Source organism: Nocardia cyriacigeorgica, assembly GCF_005863245.1.
Classification (GTDB): Bacteria; Actinomycetota; Actinomycetes; order Mycobacteriales; family Mycobacteriaceae; genus Nocardia; species Nocardia cyriacigeorgica_C.
Genome location: NZ_VBUT01000007.1, coordinates 242,784 through 263,333, shown reverse-complemented (window position 1 = coordinate 263,333; position 20,550 = coordinate 242,784). Strand labels below are relative to the sequence as shown.

Annotated in this window: 14 protein-coding genes; 4 read left to right on the top strand and 10 right to left on the bottom strand. The window is 68.5% G+C overall.

Annotation, left to right across the window (positions count from 1 at the left end; all coding sequences use genetic code 11):
• Nucleotides 1-14 precede the first annotated feature (14 nt).
• A complete protein-coding gene (locus FEK34_RS19520; RefSeq protein WP_138449568.1) occupies nucleotides 15-680 on the top strand; it encodes a PadR family transcriptional regulator in 666 nt (221 codons plus the stop codon).
• A 65-nt stretch (nucleotides 681-745) separates the two neighbouring features.
• The gene (locus tag FEK34_RS19515) at nucleotides 746-2,221 is read left to right on the top strand and encodes a DHA2 family efflux MFS transporter permease subunit (RefSeq protein ID WP_138449566.1); all 1,476 of its coding nucleotides are present in this window, start codon (nucleotides 746-748) and stop codon (nucleotides 2,219-2,221) included.
• A gap of 72 nt (nucleotides 2,222-2,293) precedes the next feature.
• On the opposite strand, the gene FEK34_RS19510 is transcribed toward FEK34_RS19515, so the two are convergent.
• The 4 genes from FEK34_RS19510 to FEK34_RS19495 all read right to left on the bottom strand — a co-directional run bounded on the left by FEK34_RS19510 (nucleotide 2,294) and on the right by FEK34_RS19495 (nucleotide 7,511).
• A complete protein-coding gene (locus tag FEK34_RS19510) occupies nucleotides 2,294-4,087 on the bottom strand; it encodes an AMP-dependent synthetase/ligase (RefSeq protein WP_138449896.1) in 1,794 nt (597 codons plus the stop codon).
• 124 nt (nucleotides 4,088-4,211) lie between these two features.
• Complete coding sequence (locus FEK34_RS19505) at nucleotides 4,212-5,126, bottom strand: alpha/beta hydrolase (RefSeq protein ID WP_138449564.1); 915 nt, start codon at nucleotides 5,124-5,126, stop codon at nucleotides 4,212-4,214.
• A 13-nt stretch (nucleotides 5,127-5,139) separates the two neighbouring features.
• Nucleotides 5,140-5,970: an SDR family NAD(P)-dependent oxidoreductase gene (locus tag FEK34_RS19500; protein WP_138449561.1), complete on the bottom strand. Its 831-nt coding sequence runs from the start codon at nucleotides 5,968-5,970 to the stop codon at nucleotides 5,140-5,142.
• Complete coding sequence (locus tag FEK34_RS19495; RefSeq protein WP_138449559.1) at nucleotides 5,967-7,511, bottom strand: flavin-containing monooxygenase; 1,545 nt, start codon at nucleotides 7,509-7,511, stop codon at nucleotides 5,967-5,969. The genes FEK34_RS19500 and FEK34_RS19495 overlap by 4 nt, the downstream gene beginning before the upstream one ends.
• Nucleotides 7,512-7,601: 90 nt before the next feature.
• Here FEK34_RS19495 and FEK34_RS19490 point away from each other — a divergent pair, with 90 nt between their 5' ends.
• On the top strand, nucleotides 7,602-8,234 hold the full coding sequence (locus tag FEK34_RS19490) for a TetR/AcrR family transcriptional regulator (protein WP_138449557.1): 633 nt from the start codon (nucleotides 7,602-7,604) through the stop codon (nucleotides 8,232-8,234).
• Nucleotides 8,235-8,401: 167 nt separating this feature from the next.
• Nucleotides 8,402-8,647, top strand: coding sequence for a hypothetical protein (locus FEK34_RS19485; protein ID WP_138449554.1), 246 nt, complete (start codon nucleotides 8,402-8,404; stop codon nucleotides 8,645-8,647).
• A gap of 12 nt (nucleotides 8,648-8,659) precedes the next feature.
• On the opposite strand, the gene FEK34_RS19480 is transcribed toward FEK34_RS19485, so the two are convergent.
• The 6 genes from FEK34_RS19480 to FEK34_RS19455 all read right to left on the bottom strand — a co-directional run bounded on the left by FEK34_RS19480 (nucleotide 8,660) and on the right by FEK34_RS19455 (nucleotide 20,548).
• Nucleotides 8,660-9,703 (bottom strand): TIGR03617 family F420-dependent LLM class oxidoreductase, encoded by a 1,044-nt coding sequence (locus FEK34_RS19480; protein ID WP_138449552.1) that lies wholly within the window; start codon nucleotides 9,701-9,703, stop codon nucleotides 8,660-8,662.
• Nucleotides 9,704-9,910: 207 nt separating this feature from the next.
• Nucleotides 9,911-13,726, bottom strand: a complete 3,816-nt coding sequence (locus FEK34_RS19475) for a multifunctional oxoglutarate decarboxylase/oxoglutarate dehydrogenase thiamine pyrophosphate-binding subunit/dihydrolipoyllysine-residue succinyltransferase subunit (protein WP_171048286.1) — start codon at nucleotides 13,724-13,726, stop codon at nucleotides 9,911-9,913.
• Nucleotides 13,727-13,832: 106 nt separating this feature from the next.
• The gene (locus FEK34_RS19470) at nucleotides 13,833-17,747 is read right to left on the bottom strand and encodes an ABC transporter ATP-binding protein (protein ID WP_171048285.1); all 3,915 of its coding nucleotides are present in this window, start codon (nucleotides 17,745-17,747) and stop codon (nucleotides 13,833-13,835) included.
• 283 nt (nucleotides 17,748-18,030) lie between these two features.
• Entirely contained in the window at nucleotides 18,031-18,813 is a 783-nt protein-coding gene (locus tag FEK34_RS19465; protein ID WP_138449549.1) for an ABC transporter permease, read from the bottom strand.
• On the bottom strand, nucleotides 18,810-19,805 hold the full coding sequence (locus FEK34_RS19460; protein ID WP_138449547.1) for an ATP-binding cassette domain-containing protein: 996 nt from the start codon (nucleotides 19,803-19,805) through the stop codon (nucleotides 18,810-18,812). Before FEK34_RS19460 ends, FEK34_RS19465 begins: the two co-directional genes overlap by 4 nt.
• On the bottom strand, nucleotides 19,802-20,548 hold the full coding sequence (locus FEK34_RS19455; protein WP_138449545.1) for a hypothetical protein: 747 nt from the start codon (nucleotides 20,546-20,548) through the stop codon (nucleotides 19,802-19,804). Before FEK34_RS19455 ends, FEK34_RS19460 begins: the two co-directional genes overlap by 4 nt.
• Between the last annotated feature and the right edge of the window lie 2 nt (nucleotides 20,549-20,550).

Below are 20,550 nucleotides of genomic sequence, written 5' to 3'. Positions count from 1 at the left end.
GGAAAGGGGACACCATGGGGCAGCGCGTCGGCGCAACGGTCACCCCGCTGGCCATCGCTGTGCTCGCCCTGCTCGAAGAGCGGCCCATGCACCCGTACGAGATGTACCAAATGCTGGTCCTGCGGCATGAGGACAAACTGGTCAAGGTGCGGCCCGGCTCGCTCTACCACGTGGTCACCCGGCTGGCCGAGCAGGAACTGGTGCGCGCCGAGGGGATCGACCGGGCCGGCAACCGGCCCGAACGCACCACCTACCGGATCACCGCCGAGGGGCGCGCGACCCTGCGCGCCCGGGTCGCTGAGCTGCTGCGCACGCCGCTGCCGGAGTATCCACTGTTCCCGGTCGCCCTCGGTGAGGCGCACAACCTGCCCAAACCCGAGGTCCTGGCCTTGCTGCGGGAACGCATCGACCACCTCGCCGGGCAATCGGCCGAGATCGAGACGATGATCGCCGCCGCCGAACGCAAACAGGTGCCACGCCGCTACTGGATCGTGCTGCCGTACCTGCGGGCCACGCTGCGCACCGAGATCGAATGGGTCGAGCAGCTGGTCGGCGAACTCGACAGCGGCGCACTGCCGTGGGAGGAATTCGATCCCGTCACCGGCGAACGTGCCGAGGCCTGCGATTTCCAGCCATGGCTGCCCGAGGCCGGCGACATCGACGAGCCGACCGCCTCCTGAACCATCCACACCGACTCCGACAACGCCGTCGCTCGTCATCCACATCCGAGTTAGGAACGAAACCGATGTCCACTCAACGTAATCCGTGGTTAGCGCTGTCGGCGCTGGTCGTCGGGTTCTTCATGATCCTGCTGGATGTCACGATCGTCGCGGTCGCCAACCCGGCCATCCTCGACAGCCTGCACGCCGACATCTCCCAGGTCATCTGGGTGACCAGCGCCTACCTGCTGACCTACGCGGTGCCGCTGCTGATCACCGGGCGCCTCGGCGACCGCTTCGGGCCCAAGAACATCTATCTGATCGGCCTGTCGGTGTTCACCCTCGCCTCGCTGTGGTGCGGGCTGTCGGGGACCATCGAGATGCTGATCGCGGCCCGCGCGGTGCAGGGTCTGGGCGCGGCGCTGATGACGCCGCAGACCATGGCCGTCATCACCCGCACCTTCCCGCCGGACAAGCGCGGCGCGGCCATGGGCCTGTGGGGCGGTGTGGCGGGCCTGGCCACGCTGGTCGGGCCGATCCTCGGCGGAGTGCTGGTCGACAACCTCGGCTGGGAGTGGATCTTCTTCGTCAACGTTCCGGTCGGCATCGTCGCGTTCGTGCTGGCCTGGAAGCTGGTGCCGGCGCTGGAGACGCATGCGCACAAGTTCGACATCCCCGGTGTGGTGCTCAGCGGCATCGGCATGGCGCTGCTGGTGTTCGGCATCCAGGAAGGCAACACCTACGACTGGTCGCTGCGGATCTGGCTGCTGATCGGCGCGGGCGTGGTGGTGCTCGCGCTGTTCATCGTCAATCAGGCGCGCAATACCGGTGAACCGCTGGTGCCGTTGAGCCTGTTCCGCGACCGCAACTTCGGCCTGTCCAACCTGGCCATCGCCGCCATGGGCGCGGCGACGACGGCGGTGATGGTGCCGTCCTACTTCTATCTGCAAGCCGTCCGGGAGATGTCACCGACGGAATCGGCGCTGGTGTTCGCGCCGATGGCGATCATCACCGGCGTGATGGCGCCGTTCGTCGGCAAGTTCGCGGGTCGGCTGCATCCGCGGGTGGTGCCGACCATCGGCTTCACCTTGTTCGCGATCTCGGTGGCCTGGTTCGCGCAGCTGATGACCCCGGATTCCGACATCATCTGGTTCCTGGTCGCCGCTGGTCTGGCCGGTTTCGCCAACGCGTTCATCTGGGCGCCGCTGGCCACCACCGCGACGCACAACCTGCCCGTGCAGAAGGCCGGCGCGGGCGCCGGCATCTACAACACCACCCGTCAGGTGGGCGCGGTGCTCGGTAGCGCGGCGATCAGCGCGCTGATCGCGGCACGCATGGCGGCCAACGGGCTGGGCGACGCGCCCGCCGGTGAAGGCACCGCGGGCCCGATCCCGGAACCGGTCAAGGAGGCGTTCAGCTCGGCGCTGGCGGATTCGACCTACCTGCCCGCGGCGATCCTGCTGATCGGTGTGCTTGCCTCGGTGCTGTTCCTGCGACCGGGCGTCGCCGCCCCGCCGCAGCCGCCCACCGAACGGGCCAAGGCCGAATCACTCACTCCCTGAATCGGATTCGAGTAGCTACGACAAAGGCGCCGGCAGCGAAAGCTGCCGGCGCCTGTTGTGTGTCAGAAGGAGTCAGCTGTAGATCTTCTCGACCTCGGAGGCGTACTGCTTCATCACCACGGCGCGCTTGAGCGACATCTTCGGGGTCAGCTCGCCGGTCTCCTGGGTCCAGTCGACGGTCAGGATGCGGGTCTTCTTGATCTGCTCGGCCTTGGAGACCTTCTTGTTGGTCTCGGCGACCGCCGCGTCGATCTCGGCGACCAGCGCCGGGTTCTCCACCAGCTTCTCGATCGGAGTGTCGGCGGCAACGCCGTTGCGTTCCTTCCAGCCCGGCAGCGCCTCGGGATCGAGGGTGATCAGCGCGCCGACGAACGGCTGGCCGTCACCGACCACCATCACCTGGCTGATCAGCGGATGCGCGCGCAGCGAATCCTCGAGCAGCGCGGGGGAGACGTTCTTGCCGCCCGCGGTGACGATGATTTCCTTCTTGCGGCCGGTGATGGTGACGAAGCCGTCGGCGTCGATGGCGCCGAGGTCGCCGGTCTTGAACCAGCCGTCCTCGAAGGCCTCCTCGGTGGCCTCGGCGTTGCCCCAGTAGCCGTCGAACACGACCGAACCCTTGAGCAGCAGCTCGCCGTCCTCGGCGATCTTGGCCGCATGGCCCTCGATCGGGCGCCCGACCGAGCCGACGCGGATGTGCTCGGGGGTGTTCACCGTGATGGCCGCGGTGGTCTCGGTCAGGCCGTAGCCCTCGTAGATGGTGACGCCGACGCCACGGAAGAAGTGGCCCAGGCGCGCACCCAGCGGGCCGCCGCCGGAGACCGCGGCCTCACACTGACCGCCGAGGGCCACCCGCAGCTTGCTGTAGACCAGCTTGTCGAAGACGAAGTGCTTGATCTTGGTGACCAGGTCGGGACCACCGGAGTCGAGGCCCTCGCTGTAGGCGATGGCGGTCTCGGCGGCCGCGTCGAAGATCTTGCCCTTGCCGCCGTCGTGCGCCTTCTGCTTGGCGCTGTTGAACACCTTCTCGAACACGCGCGGCACCGAGAGGATGAAGTGCGGCTTGAAGCTGGCGAACTGGTCGACCAGGGTGGTCCAGTCCGAGGTGTGCGCGACGATCACCTTCGCGTCGAAGGCGGCCAGTGCCACCGCGCGGGCGAACACGTGCGCCAGCGGCAGGAACAGCAGGGTCTTCTTGCCCTCGACGATGAACTTGCCCAGCGCGATGCGGTCGGACTTCGACTCCGCCCACAGGTTCGCGTGGGTGAGCATGACGCCCTTGGGGCGGCCGGTGGTGCCCGAGGTGTAGATCAGGGTGGCCGGCGAGGACGCGCCGACCTGCGCGCGACGCTCGTGCACCACCTGGTCGTCGAGGTCGGCGCCGCGGCTGATCAGCTCGTCGATGGCGCCCTTGTCGATCTGGGAGATCTCCTTCAGCTCCGGCAGCGAACCGGATTCGATCTCGTCGATGGTGGCGCGGTGCTTGTCGTTCTCGACAACCAGCAGCTTGGTGGCCGAATCCTGCAGGATCCACTTGGCCTGCTCGGCGGCCGAGCTGTCGTAGATGGCGACGGTGCACGCACCGGCCGCCCAGATCGCGAAGTCGAGCACGGCCCACTCGTAGCGGGTGGCCGACATGATGGCGACGCGGTCACCGAGTTCGATGCCGGAGGCGATGATGCCCTTGGCCACCCCGGTGACGGTCTTCGCGAATTCCGTCGCGGTCACATCCCGCAGGCCGCCGCTGCCGTTCGGCACCTGGAACAGCACCGCGTTCGGCGACTGCTCCGCATGGCGGAACACATTATCGGAATTGTTGGCGTCTTCCGGGATGGTGTAGGAAGCCGGGGCTTCGAACTCTCGCATCATGGCCCTTCCACGTGGGTTAACTCATCAGTAATTTACGGCACCTGCACCGCGGCCGTGACGTCGACCACCGCAAATAGGTCCGTATCCGCTCGATGACGAGCGGATACGGACCGAAGCGGGATCATCCTAGATCGCGGATATGCGCCGGGCGTATGGCTTCGGCCAAGAACTCCGCCATTTCGCGCAGCACGGCCGAGGCCGGACCGACCAGCGCGGCCTGCAGCTGTGCCACATGCCAGAGGCCGCGGCTCTCGGTGAAGGCGACCGTGACGCCGGCTTCCCGCAGCGCCGCCGCCAACCGCACGCACTGCGGGTGCAGCAGCTCGCTGACGTCGACCTGGACGTAGGTCGGCGGCAGCCCGCGCAGCTCACCGAGCAGCGGTGCATAGCCCGGATCGTTGTTGTCGCCGCCGCCCAGATAGGCCGCCGCGCAGGCGCGCGACCACGGCTTGCTGATCACCAGATCGCGGTGCCGTTCCGGGATTTCGTTCGGATCGGTCCACGGTGCGATCAGCCCGAGCGCGGCCGGGGTGTAGCCGTGCCGCGCGATCAGCCGCTGGGCGGTGGCCATGGCCAGTCCGCCGCCGGCCGAATCGCCGGAGATGGCGATCTGGCCGGGGGAGTAGCCGTGCGCGTCGACGAGTTCCAGGAACGCGGCCTCGGCGTCGTCGAGGCCGGCCGGGAACGGATGCTCGGGCGCGAGCCGGTAGTCCAGCGAGTAGACCGCGCACTCGGTTTCATGTGCCAGCCGGGCCGTCAGCGACCGGTGAGTGGCCAGCGAACCGACCGCGTAGCCGCCGCCGTGCAGGTAGAGCACGGCGCCGTCACCGGGGGTGGCCGTGGTGAAGCGGTCCGCGGGCCGCCCGGCGAGCTGGATCCGTTCGATCCGGGTGCCCGCGGGTGCGGGCTGCAAGCGCGATCCGGCGTCCAGCAGGAGTCGTTGCAGTTTCCAGGGCAGCCGATCGTTGAGCGTGGCCCGATAGACCGGGCTCAGGATCGTACGCGCCACCGGGAGCGGAATGGCGATATCACGCATCGTTGTCCCCGGTTCAGGGCAGGAACCGGCGCTCGACCGTGGCCGAGATGCGCTGGTAGCCCGAGGCCAGGACCCGCACGTACAGGTCGAGGAACTTCGCTTCCCAGCCGATCAGCACCCGGCCGTGCTTGCGGCGCACACCCTCGGTGATGGTCTTGGCGGCCATTTCCGGGGAGTGAATGGCGAGGTACTTGTCGAACATCGTGCTGGCGTTCTTGCCGTCGATGCCCTCGGCGTAGGTGGCGTTGCGGGCCACGGCGGTCTTGATGCCGCCGGGATGCACACAGGTCACCTCGACCGGCGTCTTGGCCACGATCATCTCCTGGCGCAGCGCCTCGGTGAAGCCACGGACGGCGAACTTCGCCGCGTTGTAGGCACTCTGGCCGGGCACCGAGATCAGGCCGAACAGGCTGGACACGTTCACCACGTGGCCCTCGCCGGACTCGATCAGGTACGGCAGGAACGCCTTGGTGCCGTTGACGACACCCCAGAAGTCGACGTCCATGACCCGGTCGAAGTCCTTGAACTCGGTCTTGACCACATCGCCGTGGTGGGCGATACCGGCGTTGTTGTACACCTGGTGCACGACGCCGAAATGCTCCTTGACCGCGTCGGCGTAGAGCAGCACCGCTTCACGCTCGGCCACATTGAGCCGGTCCGACTTCACCTGCGCGCCCAGCTGTTCGACCAGGCGGACGGTCTCGGCGAGCCCGTCGGTGTCGATGTCCGACAGCGCCAGCTTGGCGCCGCGGCGGGCCAGATCGAGGGCCAGCGCACGTCCGATACCGGAACCGGCACCGGTGATCACACATACCTTGTTACGGAAGTAAGCGTCCTTGCTCACTGGGCTGCCACCACTTTCAGGTCGGGGCGAGTGGAGTTGTCGTCGGTCGTCGTGTTGTAGGCCTCGACGTCGAATTGCTTGGTCAGCCTACGGAATTCGAAGGTGAAGTCGGGCCACAGCGTGGTGTTGTTGCCGTGCTTGTCCAGGTACCAGCTGGAGCAGCCGCCGGTCATCCAGACGCTCTTGGCCAGCTTCTTCTGCAACTCGGCGTTGTAGCGGTCCTGCACCTCGCGGCGCACCTCCACGGTACGCAGATCCCGCTTGTCGAAGGTGGCCAGCGCGTCGGCGACGTAGTTGATCTGCGATTCGATCATGTACACCATCGAGGTGTGACCGAGCCCGACATTCGGGCCGAGCAGGAAGAACATATTCGGGAAGTTCGCGATCGAGGAGCCCTTGTAGCCCTGCTGGCCGATCTCGTCGAAGACCTCGGTCAGGCTGCGGCCGTCGCGGCCGAAAATGGTCTCGTAGGTCGGCGAATCGGTGACGTGGAAGCCGGTGGCCACGATCAGCGCGTCGATCTCGCGTTCGGTGCCGTCCTTGGTGACGATCGAGTTCGGCCGGATCTCGGCGATACCGTCGGTGACCACGTCGACGTTGTCGCGGTCCAGCGCCGGGTAGTAGTCGTTGGAGATCAGCATGCGCTTGCAGCCGATCCGGAAGTCCGGGGTGACCTTGGCACGCAGCTCGGGATCGCGGATCTCGTAGCGCAGCTTGGCCTTGGCCAGCAGCTCGAAGCCCTGCATCAGCGCGGGGAACTTGGCCAAGCCGACGACCTGGGTCTCGCGCGCGGCGTAGATCGCGGCCCTGGACAGCTTCTGCACGCCGGGGATGTACTTGAACGCCAACTGCTCGGCCTTCAGATACGGCCGGTCCAGCCGGGGCAGCAGCCACGGCGCGGTGCGCTGGTAGACGTCGAGGTGGCCGACCTTCGGCGCGATGGCGGGCACGATCTGGATCGCCGAGGCGCCGGTGCCGATGATGGCGACGCGCTTGCCGGTCAGGTCGGCGTCGTGGTTCCAGCGGGCGGAGTGGAAGATCTCGCCCTCGAAGCTGTTGATGCCCTTGATGTCGGGCAGGTTCGGCTCACACAGCGCGCCCACCGCGGAGACCACGGTGTCGGCGGTGAAGTTGCCCTGCGAGGAGGTGATCTCCCAGCGCGCGGTGTCGTTGTTCCAGCGAGCGCCGGTGACATCGCAGTCGAAGATGTGCTTGTCGAGCACGTTGTACTTCTTGGCCACGCCCTGGATGTAGGCCTGGATCTCGCCCTGCCGGGAGAACGAGCGCGACCAGTTCGGGTTGAGCGCGAAGGAGTACGAGTACAGGTGCGAGGGCACATCGCACGCGGCGCCCGGGTAGGTGTTGTCGCGCCAGGTGCCGCCCACGTCGTTGCCGCGTTCCAGGACCAGGAAATCCTGGCGTCCCTGTTGGCTCAGCCGGATGGCCAGGCCGAGGCCGGCGAAACCGCTGCCGATGATGATCGTCCGCAGATGGCGGGTGGGCTGGTTAGCGACAGCTTTGTCTGTAACCTTGCGACTCATATACTCAGACTAGAGCCCTATTGAGTAGCAGTCAACAGCTCTGTTGAATCGTAGTCAATAGTATTGACCCTTGTTCAGTAGGATGGTCGCGTGAGCACGAGTCCGGGAGAAACCGCCAAGCGTGTCCGGCTGAGCCCGGACCAGCGGCGCGCGCAGTTGATCGAGCTCGGCGTCAAGATGCTGGGCGAGCGCGCCATCGAGGATATTTCGGTCAGCGAAATCGCCGCTCAGGCAGGCATTTCGCGTGGTCTGCTCTTCCACTATTTCCCCACCAAGCAGGACTTCCAGCTCGAGGTCGTACGCCACGCCAACGCCGAACTCCTGATGCGCGTCGCCCCGGACCCCGACCTCGGCCTGTTCGACATGCTCCGCGATTCGGTGAGCCGCTACATCGACTACGTCAGCGAGAACCGCACCTCGTACCTGGCGCTGCTGCGCGGCCCCGCCAGCTCCAGCCCCGACCTCGTCGCTCTGGTCGAACAAACCCGCAACGCCATCGTCGACATCATCCTCACCCAGGTTCCGATGTCCCCCGAGGAACGCGACCACCCCCGCTTGGTGCTGGCGGTGCGCGGCTGGATCGCCTTCACCGAGGAATCGACGCTGTCGTGGCTGCGCAACGAGACGATCACCCGCGACGAGCTGATCGAGCTGCTGGTCGAATCGCTGCTGGCGTTGTCCATGGCCGTCAACCCCGCCCTCGCCGCGGCGTTGCGGTCCTGAGGCGGCCAGGTACCCGCCCGGGGAAACCCTGCCAGTAGAAGCTGGGGCGTTCGCGGTGGGCCGGTCGCGATTAGCTTGGGTCCGGTCTCGTACTCCGCACAGGAGCACCGATCCGCCTGTCAGCACGGCGGACGGTGGAGGCCTTTGGTGAAAGGACCTGTCGAAGAATGCGCATCATCGTCAATTCCGCCGCCGTGGCCGCGGTTTCCGTGGTCGTGCTGGCGGGTGCCGCCGGGCAGTCCGCGGCCGAGCCGTCGGTTCGGCCCGGTTCGGCTGCTCCCGTCTCGGAGTCGACGGGGTCGAGTTCCGGTTCGGCCACCCCGCTGCTGAAGGCGCTGCTGTGCGCGCTCAGCGGGGGCGTCACCGGCTCGCATGAGACCTCGCCACCTACCTGCTACCTGCCTGCGGCGTAAGCCGGTTCGCGATCACCGCCGGGTGGATCCGGACACCGATTCCGGTCCGGATTCCGCCCGTCGTAGCGCGTGCGCGAGAGCGCTGACGTGGGCGATGGGCGGGTCGTAGCCGGGAAAGTAGCAGCACACGCGTTCCGCGACATCGCCGAAACGGCGCAAGATCTCTTCGGCACAGGATTCCGGCGTGCCGCGGACTGCCAATGTGTCGAGCATGTCGTCGGAGATGCGGTCGAACATCTGCATGATGTCGCCGGATTTGGAGAGGGCGTTGAGTTCGGGTTGGAGCTCACCCCAGCCTTCGACGTCGAGGACGGGGCGATAGGCGGGGGTGGAACCGTAGAAGGCGAGTAGGCCGCGCACGCCGCGGGAGGCGGCGGCCAATTCCTCGTCGGTGCGGCCCATGGCGACGATGGCTTGCGGGTAGATCGGAAACTCGGTGCGGCCCGCGCGTTTCAGGCCCTCGGCGACGGCAGGCAGGGTGCGTTCGCGGAAGTGGCGGTGCGTATTGAACGGCATGACCAGCAGACCGTCGGCGACCTCGGCGGCGGTGCGGGTCATCAGCGGGCCGAGGGCGCCGAGCAACACCGGCGGCGGACCGTAGGGATTCGGGCCGGGGACGAAGGTCTTCGGCATGAGGGTGTGGCGGGTGTGTTCGCCGCGGAAGTCGAGCCGGGTGCCGTCCTGCCAGGAGTTCAGGATGGCACGGACGGCGAGCACGATCTCGCGCATCCGCGCGGCGGGCGCCGACCACGTTGCGCCGTAACGGTTCTCGATATGCGGCCGGATCTGTGACCCGAGACCGAGGCGGAAACGCCCACGCGACATCAGCTGTAGATCCCAGGCCGCATGCGCCAGATGCATCGGGCTGCGCGGGATGGCGATCGCGACATTCGTCATCAGATCGGTCTCGACCTGTCCGGCCACAGCGGCCAGCGGCAGCATGACATCGTGTGGGCCCTCGAAGGTGAACAAGCCGGCGGCACCGGCGTCGACGAGCGCGCGGGCGCGTTCGCCCGATCGGTCCGGGCGCGCATCCAGTTGAAGATCGAGCAGCACCAACCCATCCAACCGCACGGCTACGGTTCGGACGGGCGAATGGGCGGCTTCGGTGCCGGCACGACCCGCCGACCACGGTCGAGACGGGCACGAGGTCCGGGCCGGGCGGCACGTACCTGCGAATCCCGACGGAAAACGCCCGACGCCGGGCCCGAATCACTCGGTGAGAGAGCGATTCCGGACCCGGCGTCGGTGACGGACCGGTGATCAGGCGATCGGCTCGAACGCCTCGGCGATGATCTCGGCCTGCTCGACCGCGTGCACCTTGCTCGAACCCGAGGACGGCGCCGACATGGCACGCCGCGAGATCCGGCGCAGCTTGCCGAAACGCTCCGGCAGCAGCTCGGGCAGGTTCAGGCCGAAGAACGGCCAGGCACCCTGGTTGGCCGGCTCCTCCTGCACCCACGCGATGTCGGTGGCATTCGGGTAACCGGCCAGCGCCTCGTTCAGGCGGAACTTCGGCATCGGGTAGAGCTGCTCGATGCGCACGATGGCGACATCCTCGCGCTTCTGCTTGGCCTTGGCTGCGGCCAGCTCGTAGTAGAGCTTGCCGCTGGTCAGCAGGATCCGCTTGACCTTGCCGCGATCGCCGATGCCCTGCTCGTAGGTGGGCTCGTCGAACACCGAGTGGAACTTGCTCTCGGTGAAGTCCTTCAGATCGCTGACCACGGCCTTGTTGCGCAGCATCGACTTCGGGGTGAAGACGATCAGCGGACGGCGGATGCCGTCGAGGGCGTGGCGGCGCAGCAGGTGGAAGTAGTTCGCCGGGGTGGACGGCACCGCCACCGTCATCGAACCCTCCGCGCACAGCTGCAGGAAGCGTTCGATACGACCGGAGGTGTGGTCCGGGCCCTGACCCTCGTGACCGTGCGGCAGCAGCAGCACGACCTCCGACAGCTGACCCCACTTGGCCTCACCGGAGGAGATGAACTCGTCGATGATGGACTGCGCGCCGTTGACGAAGTCACCGAACTGCGCCTCCCACAGCACCAGCGCGTCCGGGTTGCCCAGCGAGTAGCCGTATTCGAAGCCGACGGCCGCGAATTCGCTCAGCGCCGAGTCGTGCACGGCGAACCACCCCGGGTTGGCGGACCCGATGTTGTGCAGCGGGGTGTACTCCTCGGCGGTCTTGCGGTCGATGATCACCGCGTGACGCTGGGTGAACGTGCCACGACGGGAGTCCTGACCGGTCAACCGGACCGCGCGACCCTCGTCGATGAGCGTGCCGAAGGCCAGCAGCTCGGCGAAGGCCCAGTCGACCTTGCCTTCGTAGGCCATCTCGCGCCGCTTCTCCAGCACCGGCTTGACGCGCGGGTGCACGTTGAAGCCCTCGGGCACATTGAGGAACGCGTCGCCGATGCGTTGCAGCACCGACTTGTCCACGGCGGTCTGCACCGTCGCGGGCACCTTCTGATCGTCCTCGACCGATTCGCTGGGCTCCGGCGAGTATTTCTCCAGTTCGCGGACCTCGTTGAACACGCGCTCCAGCTGGCCCTGGTAGTCGCGCAGCGCGTCCTCGGCCTCTTTCATGGAGATATCGCCACGGCCGATCAGGCTCTCGGTGTAGCTCTTGCGCACCGAGCGCTTGGTGTCGATGACGTCGTACATGTACGGCTGGGTCATCGACGGGTCGTCGCCCTCGTTGTGGCCGCGACGGCGGTAGCAGATCAGGTCGATGACCACGTCCTTGCGGAACTTCTGCCGGAAGTCGACCGCCAGGCGCGCGACCCAGTCGCAAGCCTCCGGGTCGTCACCGTTGACGTGGAAGATCGGCGCACCGATGAACTTCGCGATGTCGGTGGAGTATTCGGTGGAGCGGCTGTTCTCCGGCGCGGTGGTGAAGCCGATCTGGTTGTTCACCACGATGTGGATGGTGCCGCCCACGCGGTAACCGCGCAGACCCGACAGGTTCAGCGTCTCGGCGACCACGCCCTGGCCGGCGAACGCGGCGTCACCGTGCAGCATCAGCGGCATGACCGAGAAGCCTTCGGGGCCGTCGCCCTTGTCCAGCAGGTCCTGCTTGGCGCGGACCAGGCCCTCGAGCACCGGGTCGACGGCCTCGAGGTGCGAGGGGTTCGCGGTGAGCGAGACCTCGATCTCGTTGTCGCCGAACATCTGCAGGTAGGTGCCGCGCGCACCGAGGTGGTACTTCACGTCGCCGGAGCCGTGGGTGGCCGCCGGGTTCATGTTGCCCTCGAACTCGGTGAAGATCTTCGAGTACGGCTTGCCGACGATATTGGCCAGCACGTTGAGCCGGCCACGGTGCGGCATACCGATGACGACCTCGTCGAGGCTGTGCTCGGCGCACTGGTCGATCACCGCGTCCATCATCGGGATGACCGATTCGGCGCCTTCCAGCGAGAACCGCTTCTGGCCGACATACTTGGTCTGCAGGAACGTCTCGAATGCCTCGGCCGCGTTCAGCCGGTTCAGGATGTACTTCTGCTGGGCGACGGTCGGCTTGACGTGCTTCTGCTCGACCCGCTCCTGGATCCACTCGAGCTGGTCGGTCTCCAGGATGTGGGTGTACTCGACGCCGACGTGGCGGCAGTAGGAGTCGCGCAGCACCGACAGCACATCGCGCAGCTTCATCCGCTCCTGGCCGTGGAAGCCGCCGACGTTGAACTCGCGGTCGAGGTCCCACAGGGTCAGCCCGTGCTGGGTGACGTCGAGGTCGGGGTGGCTGCGGAACTTGTCCTTGACCAGGCGCAGCGGGTCGGTGTCGGCCATCAGGTGGCCGCGGTTGCGGTAGGCGGCGATCATCTCGAGCACGCGGGTGCTCTTGTCGACGCCGCGTTCCTTGACGTCCTTGCGCCAGCGCACCGGCTCGTACGGCACACCGAGGCCGTGGAAGATCTCGTCGTAGAACTCGTCGGAGATCAGCAGCTGGTGGATGGTGCGCAGGAAGTCGCCGGATTCCGCGCCCTGGATGATGCGGTGGTCGTAGGTCGAGGTCAGCGTCATCAGCTTGCCGACGCCGATCTCGGCGATGCGCTCATCGCTCATGCCCTGGAACTCGGCCGGGTACTCCATGGCACCCGCACCGATGATCGCGCCCTGGCCCGACATCAGTCGCGGCACCGAGTGCACGGTGCCGATGGTGCCGGGGTTGGTGAGCGAGATGGTGACGCCGCTGAAGTCCTCGGCGGTCAGCTTGCCCTCGCGGGCGCGGCGCACGATGTCTTCGTAGGCGGTGTGGAACTGCGCGAAGGTCATCTCCTCGCAGCCCTTGATCGCGGCCACGACCAGCGAACGGTTGCCGTCCTTGCCCGGCAGGTCGATGGCGAGGCCGAGGTTGGTGTGCGCGGGGGTGACCGAGTGCGGCTTCCCGTCGATCTCGGCGAAGTGCCGGTTCATGTTCGGGAACGCCTTGACCGCCTGCACGATGGCGTACCCGAGCAGGTGGGTGAAGGAGATCTTGCCACCGCGGGTGCGCGCCAGATGGTTGTTGATGACCAGCCGGTTGTCGATCATCAGCTTGGCCGGGATGGCCCGGACGCTGGTCGCGGTGGGGATGCTGAGCGAGGCGGACATGTTCTTGGCGACCGCGGCTGCCGCACCACGCAGCACCTTCGTCTGGTCGGCTGCCGGGGCGGCAGCCTTGGGTCCGCCGGTCGGCGCGGCGTTGGACGTCGGCGCCGGGGTGGTCTTGGGGGCGCGCGCCTGCTGCGGGGCGGGCGCGGCGGCGGCCGGAGCCGTGGCCGCGGGCTTCGGCGCCGGAGCCGGAGCCTGCGGTGCGGCGGCAGCCTTGGGCGCGGCGGCCGTTGGCGCGGGAGCCGGAGCCGAGTTCACCGGCGCGGCCGTCGCTGCCTGCGCGGGTGCCGGGGCGGGTGCCTGCGCTGGCGTCGGCTGACCGGCCTGAGACTCACCGGACGCGTCGGGGGTGTAATCGGCGAGGAACTCGTGCCAACTTGCGTCGACCGATGATGGATCGTTCTTGAACTTCTGATACATCTCGTCGACTAGCCACTGGTTCTGTCCGAACTGGGAAGTTGAGCTGCTCACAGCAGGTGTTCGCCTCATTTCGTTCTTCGCGCTGCGACGTTTGTGACGTGCCCGGCACGGGGATCGGCGGATACGCGCCGATGCGCCCTCTGTCGAGGATAGGCCCAGCCCCGAATCGGCGGTGCTACCGACCGGCGGACAGGCCGCTCCTCGATGGTGACGACCTGTCTTCCGCTGAGAATATTCCCTCCCGTTCTCCGGCCGCTGCCCAGAGTCGGGCATACGCCCCATCCGCGGCCAGCAATTCCTCGTGCGCGCCGATTTCCACGATCCTGCCGTGGTCGACGACGGCGATCCGATCGGCGCGTGCGGCCGTCGCCAGCCGGTGCGCGACCACCACCGTGGTTCGGTCGCGAGCCAGCGATTTCGTCGCTACCAGCACTGATTGCTCGGCATCGGGGTCGAGGGTGGCCGTCGCCTCGTCCAGTAGCAGGAGGTCGGGGTCGACCAGTTCGGCGCGGGCGAGCGCGATCAGCTGCCGCTGTCCGGCCGACAGGCCGCGGCCGCGTTCTCCCACCGGCTGGGCCATGCCGAGCGGGAGTGAGTCGATCATCGCGGTCGCGCCCACCGCCGCGGCGGCATCGGCGATCTGTTGGGCGGTCGCCGATGGTTTCCCGAATGCAATGTTGCTGGCGACGTCGCCGGTGAACAGGTGAGGTTCTTGCGGGACGATGCCGAGGCGGGCTCGGTAGTCGGCGAGCCGGTAGTCGCGCAGGTCGACCTCGTCGACGCGGACCGACCCCGCGCCGTCGGCCGGTAGGTCGTAGAGGCGGGCCAGCAGTTTGACGATGGTCGATTTGCCGGCGCCGGTGGCGCCGACCAGCGCCAGTGTGGAGCCGGCCGGGATGTCGAGGCAGACATCGTCGAGGGCGAGGTTGTCCGTGCCCGGGTAGCCGAAGCGCACCCGGTCCAGGCGGACGGCGCCGTCGAGCCGGTCGGTGATGGGTACGGCATCGGGGGAGTCTGGGGCGATGGAGGATTCGGTGCGCAGCAGCGCGCCGATCCGGCGCAGACCCACCTTGGCCTGCTGATATCCGTCGAAGACCTGGGACAGGTGCTGCACCGGCCCGAACAGCAGTTCCAGGTAGAGCACGAACGCGACGAGGGTGCCCGCGCTGGTGGTGCCGCCGGCGATTTCGCGGGCGCCGACGAACACCACCATGGCCAGCGCCAGGTCCGACCAGGCCGAGATGAACGCGAAGTACAGCGCGATCGCCCGCTGGGCGCGCATCCGGCTGTGCCGGTAGCGCTCGGAGTATTCGGCGAAGCGCCGCGCCGCGAGCGGTTCGTGCCGGTAGGCCTGCACCGCGCGCAGCCCGCTGATGTTCTCTTGGAAGTCGGCGTTGACGGTGGAGACGTGTTCGCGCGAGATGGTGTAGGCCGCGGAGGAGACCCGCCGGAAGATCACCGTCGCGATCACCAGTGGCGGTAGCACGCCGAGCAGCACCACCAGCGCCAGCGAGGTGTCGATGACCAGCAGTGCCACCGCGATGGCCACCAGCGAGAGCGCGCTCACCAGCGCGGTCGAGACGCCGGTTTGCAGGAAAGTCGACAGGGCGTCCACGTCCGTGGTCATCCGGGTCATGATCCGGCCGGACAGTTCTCGCTCGTAGTAGTCCAGGCCCAGCCGCTGGAGGTGGGCGTAGCTGCGCACCCGTAGCCCGTAGAGCACGCGCTCACCGGTGCGGGCGGTGAGGATGGTGGTCGCTGAGGCCACGATCCAGCCCGCCAGCACCAGCACCGTTCCGAGGAGCGCCGCGCGCGCCAGCGCGCTCATATCGTCGCCGCCGACACCGGCGTCGATGGCGTAGCGGACGATCGGCGGGAATCCGATCCCGATCAGCGCCTCCACCGCCAGCAAGATCATGACCGTCAGCACCAGGGCGCGCACCGGCCACAACAATCGGATCAGCCGGAAACCTGGATCGGGTTGCCGTAGGCGTTCGGCGTCCAGCCGGGGTTCTTCGGTGGCCGGTGGCAGCCGTTCGATGGTCCGCCGCAGTTCCGGCGTCTCGCTCAGGTCGGCGGCCGCGGCCCGGCCCGCGCCGCGCGGCGTCCGGCGGGGCGGTTCCGGAATCAGCGGCTCGGCGACCGGCAGGGCGTGGGCCGGGGCGGGTAGCCGGATCACCCGGTCGGCGTGTGCGAGGGTCGATTCGCGGTGCGCCAGGATGATCGTGGTGCGCTCGCCGCGATCGGGCAGTGCGTCGAAGATGGCCGCCTCGGTGACGGCGTCGACGGCGGAGGTGGCGTCGTCGAGGACCAGGATGCGCGGGCGGGCCAGCAGTGCCCGCGCCAGGGCGATGCGCTGGCGCTGCCCGCCGGACAGGGTGAGCCCGCGTTCGCCCACCACGGTGTCGTAGCCGTCGGGCAGTTCGCCGATGAATTCGTCGGCCGCGGCCATTTTCGCCGCGTGCCGGATCTCGGCGTCGGTGGCCTCGGGGCTACCCAGGGCGATGTTCGCGGCGATCGTGTCGGAGAACAGGAACGGGTCGTCGAAGACCACACCGATAGCAGCGCGCAGGTCACTTGCCCTGAGCTGGGCGATGTCGACACGGTTGCCCGGTGGCAGATCGGCCGGGCGGATGCGGCCCGACGCGCCGGTCGTCGATCCAGCTGTCGGGCGGTCGCTTCGGCCGTCACCGCGCTGGTGGGCGAGGGCGGTGGGCCCCTCGCGGCCGGTGCCCGCCCGCGCGGGATGGCCGGTCGGCGTGGGCGGTCCGGTGTGGCGGTCGGCGCCCTTCGCCGTCGGCACGTGGTCCAGGACGGGAGCGCCGGCGTCGATCACGGCTTCGGACGCTGCCGTGTCCGGTGCGGAGAACAACCGGATCGCGCCGGAGTCCGGTGCGTAGAAGCGGGGCAGCAGCAGCGACAGGGTGGTCTTGCCGGAGCCGGCGGGCCCGATGATCGCCACTGTTTCGCCCGGCCGGACGGTGAGCTCGAGGTCGCGCAGTACCGGCCGGTCCGGGTCGAACCCGAAGGTGACCGCGTCGATCTCGACGCCGAGCGGACCGTCGGGCAGGTCCCGCGGGTGCTCCGGATCGGCGACGGTGGGTGCGGCGTCGATGACCTGGTAGACCCGTTCGGCGGCGGCCCTGGTCAGCTGGGCCATGATCACCACCGAGGCCATGGTGCGTGCGGTGGTGGTCATGGTGGCGACGTAGGCGGTGAACGCCAGAAAAGTACCGAGGCCGATGCTGCCGCGCATGGCCAGCACGCCGCCGAGGGCGACCACACCGACCAGGCCCGCCTGGGGGATGGCCGCCAGGGTCGGCGCGAAGCGGGAGTTGATGGCCGCGGCGCGCATGCGTTCGGCGAAAAGCCTGCGACCGTGCCGTTCCAGCCGGTCGACCATCCGCGCTTCCTGGCCGAAGCCCTTCACCACCCGGACGCCGGTGACCGTTTCCTCGACGTGCTGGGCGAGGTCGGCCGCGCGTTGCTGCGCCGACCAGGTGGCGGCGTACAGCTTGGGCCGGATCCGGTACACCACCACCGCGATGGCGGGCACCACCAGCAGCGCCACGGTGGCCAGCAGCGGCGACAGCCACATCATCACCGCCGCGGCGAGCACGAATTGCAGCAGCGACATCCCCGACAGCGGCGCCATCGCCAGCAATCCCTGCACCAATTGCAGGTCGGTGATGGACCGCGACACCACCTGCCCGGTCCGGATCGCGTCCTGCCCCGCACCGTCGAGCCGTTGCAGTGAGCCGAGCAGGTTCACCCGCAGCGCATGCTGGACATCCAGCGACAGCCGTCCGGCGAGCAGCCGCCGCCCGAAGGAGGCGAGGAACCGGCCGAGGGCGAGCAACACCAGCAGCGCGGCAACGGTCCCGATCACCCCGGTATCGCCGATGCCCGCCGCATCGACGGCGCGTTTGGTCAGCAGCGGCGCGACGATCTCGGCAGCAGCCCCCGCCAGCACCGCAGCCGTGATCCCGAGAACGGTCCGCCGATGCCGCGTGCTCTCCCACCACAGCCGCCGAATCCAGCCGGGAGCCTGCCCCGCGCCCTCTGATCCCCCGACGACTTCTGTGCTCACCCGCGCCGATCCATCCACAACAAGCCCCCCGTCAGCCACCCCTCACTTCGTGCCATCGACCATAACGACACCCACCGACAGGAAATTTGTTCCCCGACCCATCGTCCCTACCAACGGGAGCTCAGCAGTCGACCGATGCCAACGCAACACCTGATCTCGCACGATCCGGGTAACTCACCGGGTACGCCCAAGAGCCGACCACAGCCCATCCCGCCGGCCGCCAACGCAACGGGAGTCGCGACTAAGTCTGGCCAAGAAACCCGGAGAGGCGGAACAGCCAGCATCACAGGTCGCGCGAACGCACCGACCACCAGCCGAGCCCGCCGACGCCGATGGTCCACAGCAGCAGTACCACGATCGCGGCCGGTGTCGGCGCGAGCAGGTCGGCGCCGGCGAACGAGCCGACCATCAGGGTGCTCACCGTCGACGATCCGGGCAGCAGTGTCGCCACTCCTGCGATGCCGAGACCGGTGGTGACCAGCCAGATCAGCGGCTCGATCACCAGCAGCCAGCCGACCACCAGCGCGACGCCGGTGCCGGGCGAGCGCAGCCACAGCCCCACGCCCGTGCCGATCACCGACCAGCACACGGCCGCGACCAGCCCGCCGCCGAGCACCGCGAACAATTGCGCGGTGATCTCGAATTTCCCGTTGCCGAACGCGAACAGGCAGCCGAGCGCGACGAGCTCGACCGCCACCGCCGCCGCCAGCGCGAAAGCCGCCGTGATGAGCATTTTGGCGCCGACCAGTCGATCGCGGTCCGGCGTGAACATGGCGGTGATGGCCATGGTGTCGTGGCGGAATTCGCCACCGGCGGCGGCCGCGCCGTACCCGCCGACCGCCAGCACGACCGCGATCAACGCCAGGTACAGCCCGATGGTGGCGGCGCCGGTGGCCGGTTCGCCCTCGGGGTCGGCCGGGCCGGACAGGATCGCGGTGACCGAACTGGTCACCACGGCAATGGCCACCACCAGCGCGGCGAGCAGCCGCGGCCAGCGCAGCGTCGCGGTCTTGCGTAGTTCGGAGTTGAGCGCAGGCAGCAGGTCCGCGGGCAGGACGTCGATCATCGTGGAATCCCGTACGGCATCGGAGACGGTTGCGGAGGTCGAGCGGGGTGCGGCGGGGCCGCGGTGCCGGTGACCACCGGCCGATGCCGGGACGCGGCGGTGAGCGAGGCCAGCACCCGGTCGGGGTGGATGAGATCGGCGACGATGCTGTCGACGCGCACGCCCGCCGCACCGGCCACCGCCAGGATCTGGTCCTGGCTCGCCTCGGCGACGGCGAGCCTGCCGTCCTGGCGGATGACGGCGTCGGTGTATCCGGCCACCGCCAGCGCCGTTGCCAGCGCGATCGCCGACGACGTCGCCACCACCAGCCGGTCGGGGTTGTTGCGCCGCAACCGCGACGGGCTGCCCTGGTACACCACCGAGCCCTCGCTCAGCACGACGATGTTGTCGGTGAACGGCAGCACCGCGGCCAGGCTGCGCGCGGTGACCAGCGCGCTCCCGCCACGACCCGCGTAGCCGCGCAGGAAGTCGGTCAGCCAGGCGTGCTCGACGCTGTCGAGTTCGAGGGTCGGATCGTCGAGAACCAGCAGTTGCGGATTCGGTAGCAACGCGGTCGCGATCGCCGCGCGCAGCTGACGTCCTGGGCTGAGCCCGTCGGGTTTGGTACCCGCGAAGTCGCTCAGCCCGGTCACATCCAGAACCTCGCGCACCCGCCGGTCCGGCAGACCGGCCGCGGCGGCGTAGATCCGCAGGTGATCGCGGATGGTGCGGCCCGGATGGAGCCCACGCGGGTCGAGCACGCCGCCGACCACGGGGGCGTAGTCGGGCCGGTTATCGACGTCGAATCCGCCCGCCTGCACCGCACCGGCGGTGGGTTCGAGCAGCCCGAGCAGCACGCCGACCACCGTCGTCTTGCCCGCGTCTTCCGGGCCGACCAGCGCCGCGACGGTGCCGGGCGCGACGGTGAAGCTCACCTCGCGCACGGCCTCGGTCAGGTCGTAGCGCTTGGTCAATCCGCGGACGGCGAAGGCCTGCGGTCGTGCGGCGCTCACCGGGAGGCGGCCGGGGGCGGCGGGTAGGCGGAGGCCATCGGCGCGGATTCCAGCGCGGTGAGCGGATCGGCGTCGATGATCAGCGGCTGATCGGCCGGGAAGCGGGCCGGTGCGGGACCGAAGGCCTTGCGCGCGTTGTTGATCGTGGCCTTGCCGAGGGTGCGGTTGCCCGCGCCGCCGATCACCGCGCCGATACCCGCGGGCAGCACCTTGCCCGCCATCAGGGCGGCGCGTTTGGTGATGAACCGGACGATGAACCGCTTGAGCAGCGAATCGTTCATGCCGGATAGCCCCGGGATGCGGGTCGCGAATGCCGTGCCCCAGTTCTTGGCGGAATGGCCGATGCTCTTCTGCACGATCTCCATGCCGGTGTCGCCGAGCACGACCGCGAGCACCAGCGCCCGCCGCTGCTCCTTGTCCTGCGGTCGCACGCCGTGCACCGAGGCGACCGCGAGGGTGAACACCGCGGAGGCCTCCATGAAGAAGGTGGTTTCGGCGCTGACCGCGGCCAGTGCGGCGACCGTGCCGACGCCCGGTACCGCGGCGGTCGCGCCGACCGCGCTGCCGCTGCCGGTGACCGCGAGCAGGTACTGCTTTTCCAGCCGCTCGATGATCTGCGCCGGGCTCTCGTCCGGATGCGCGCGCCGCAGCCGCGCCACGTACTTGGCGACCGCGGGGGCTTGCAGGCGGGATCCGGTATCGAGTAGCTCGACCACCGCTTTCTCGAACGCCTTGGTGAACACGG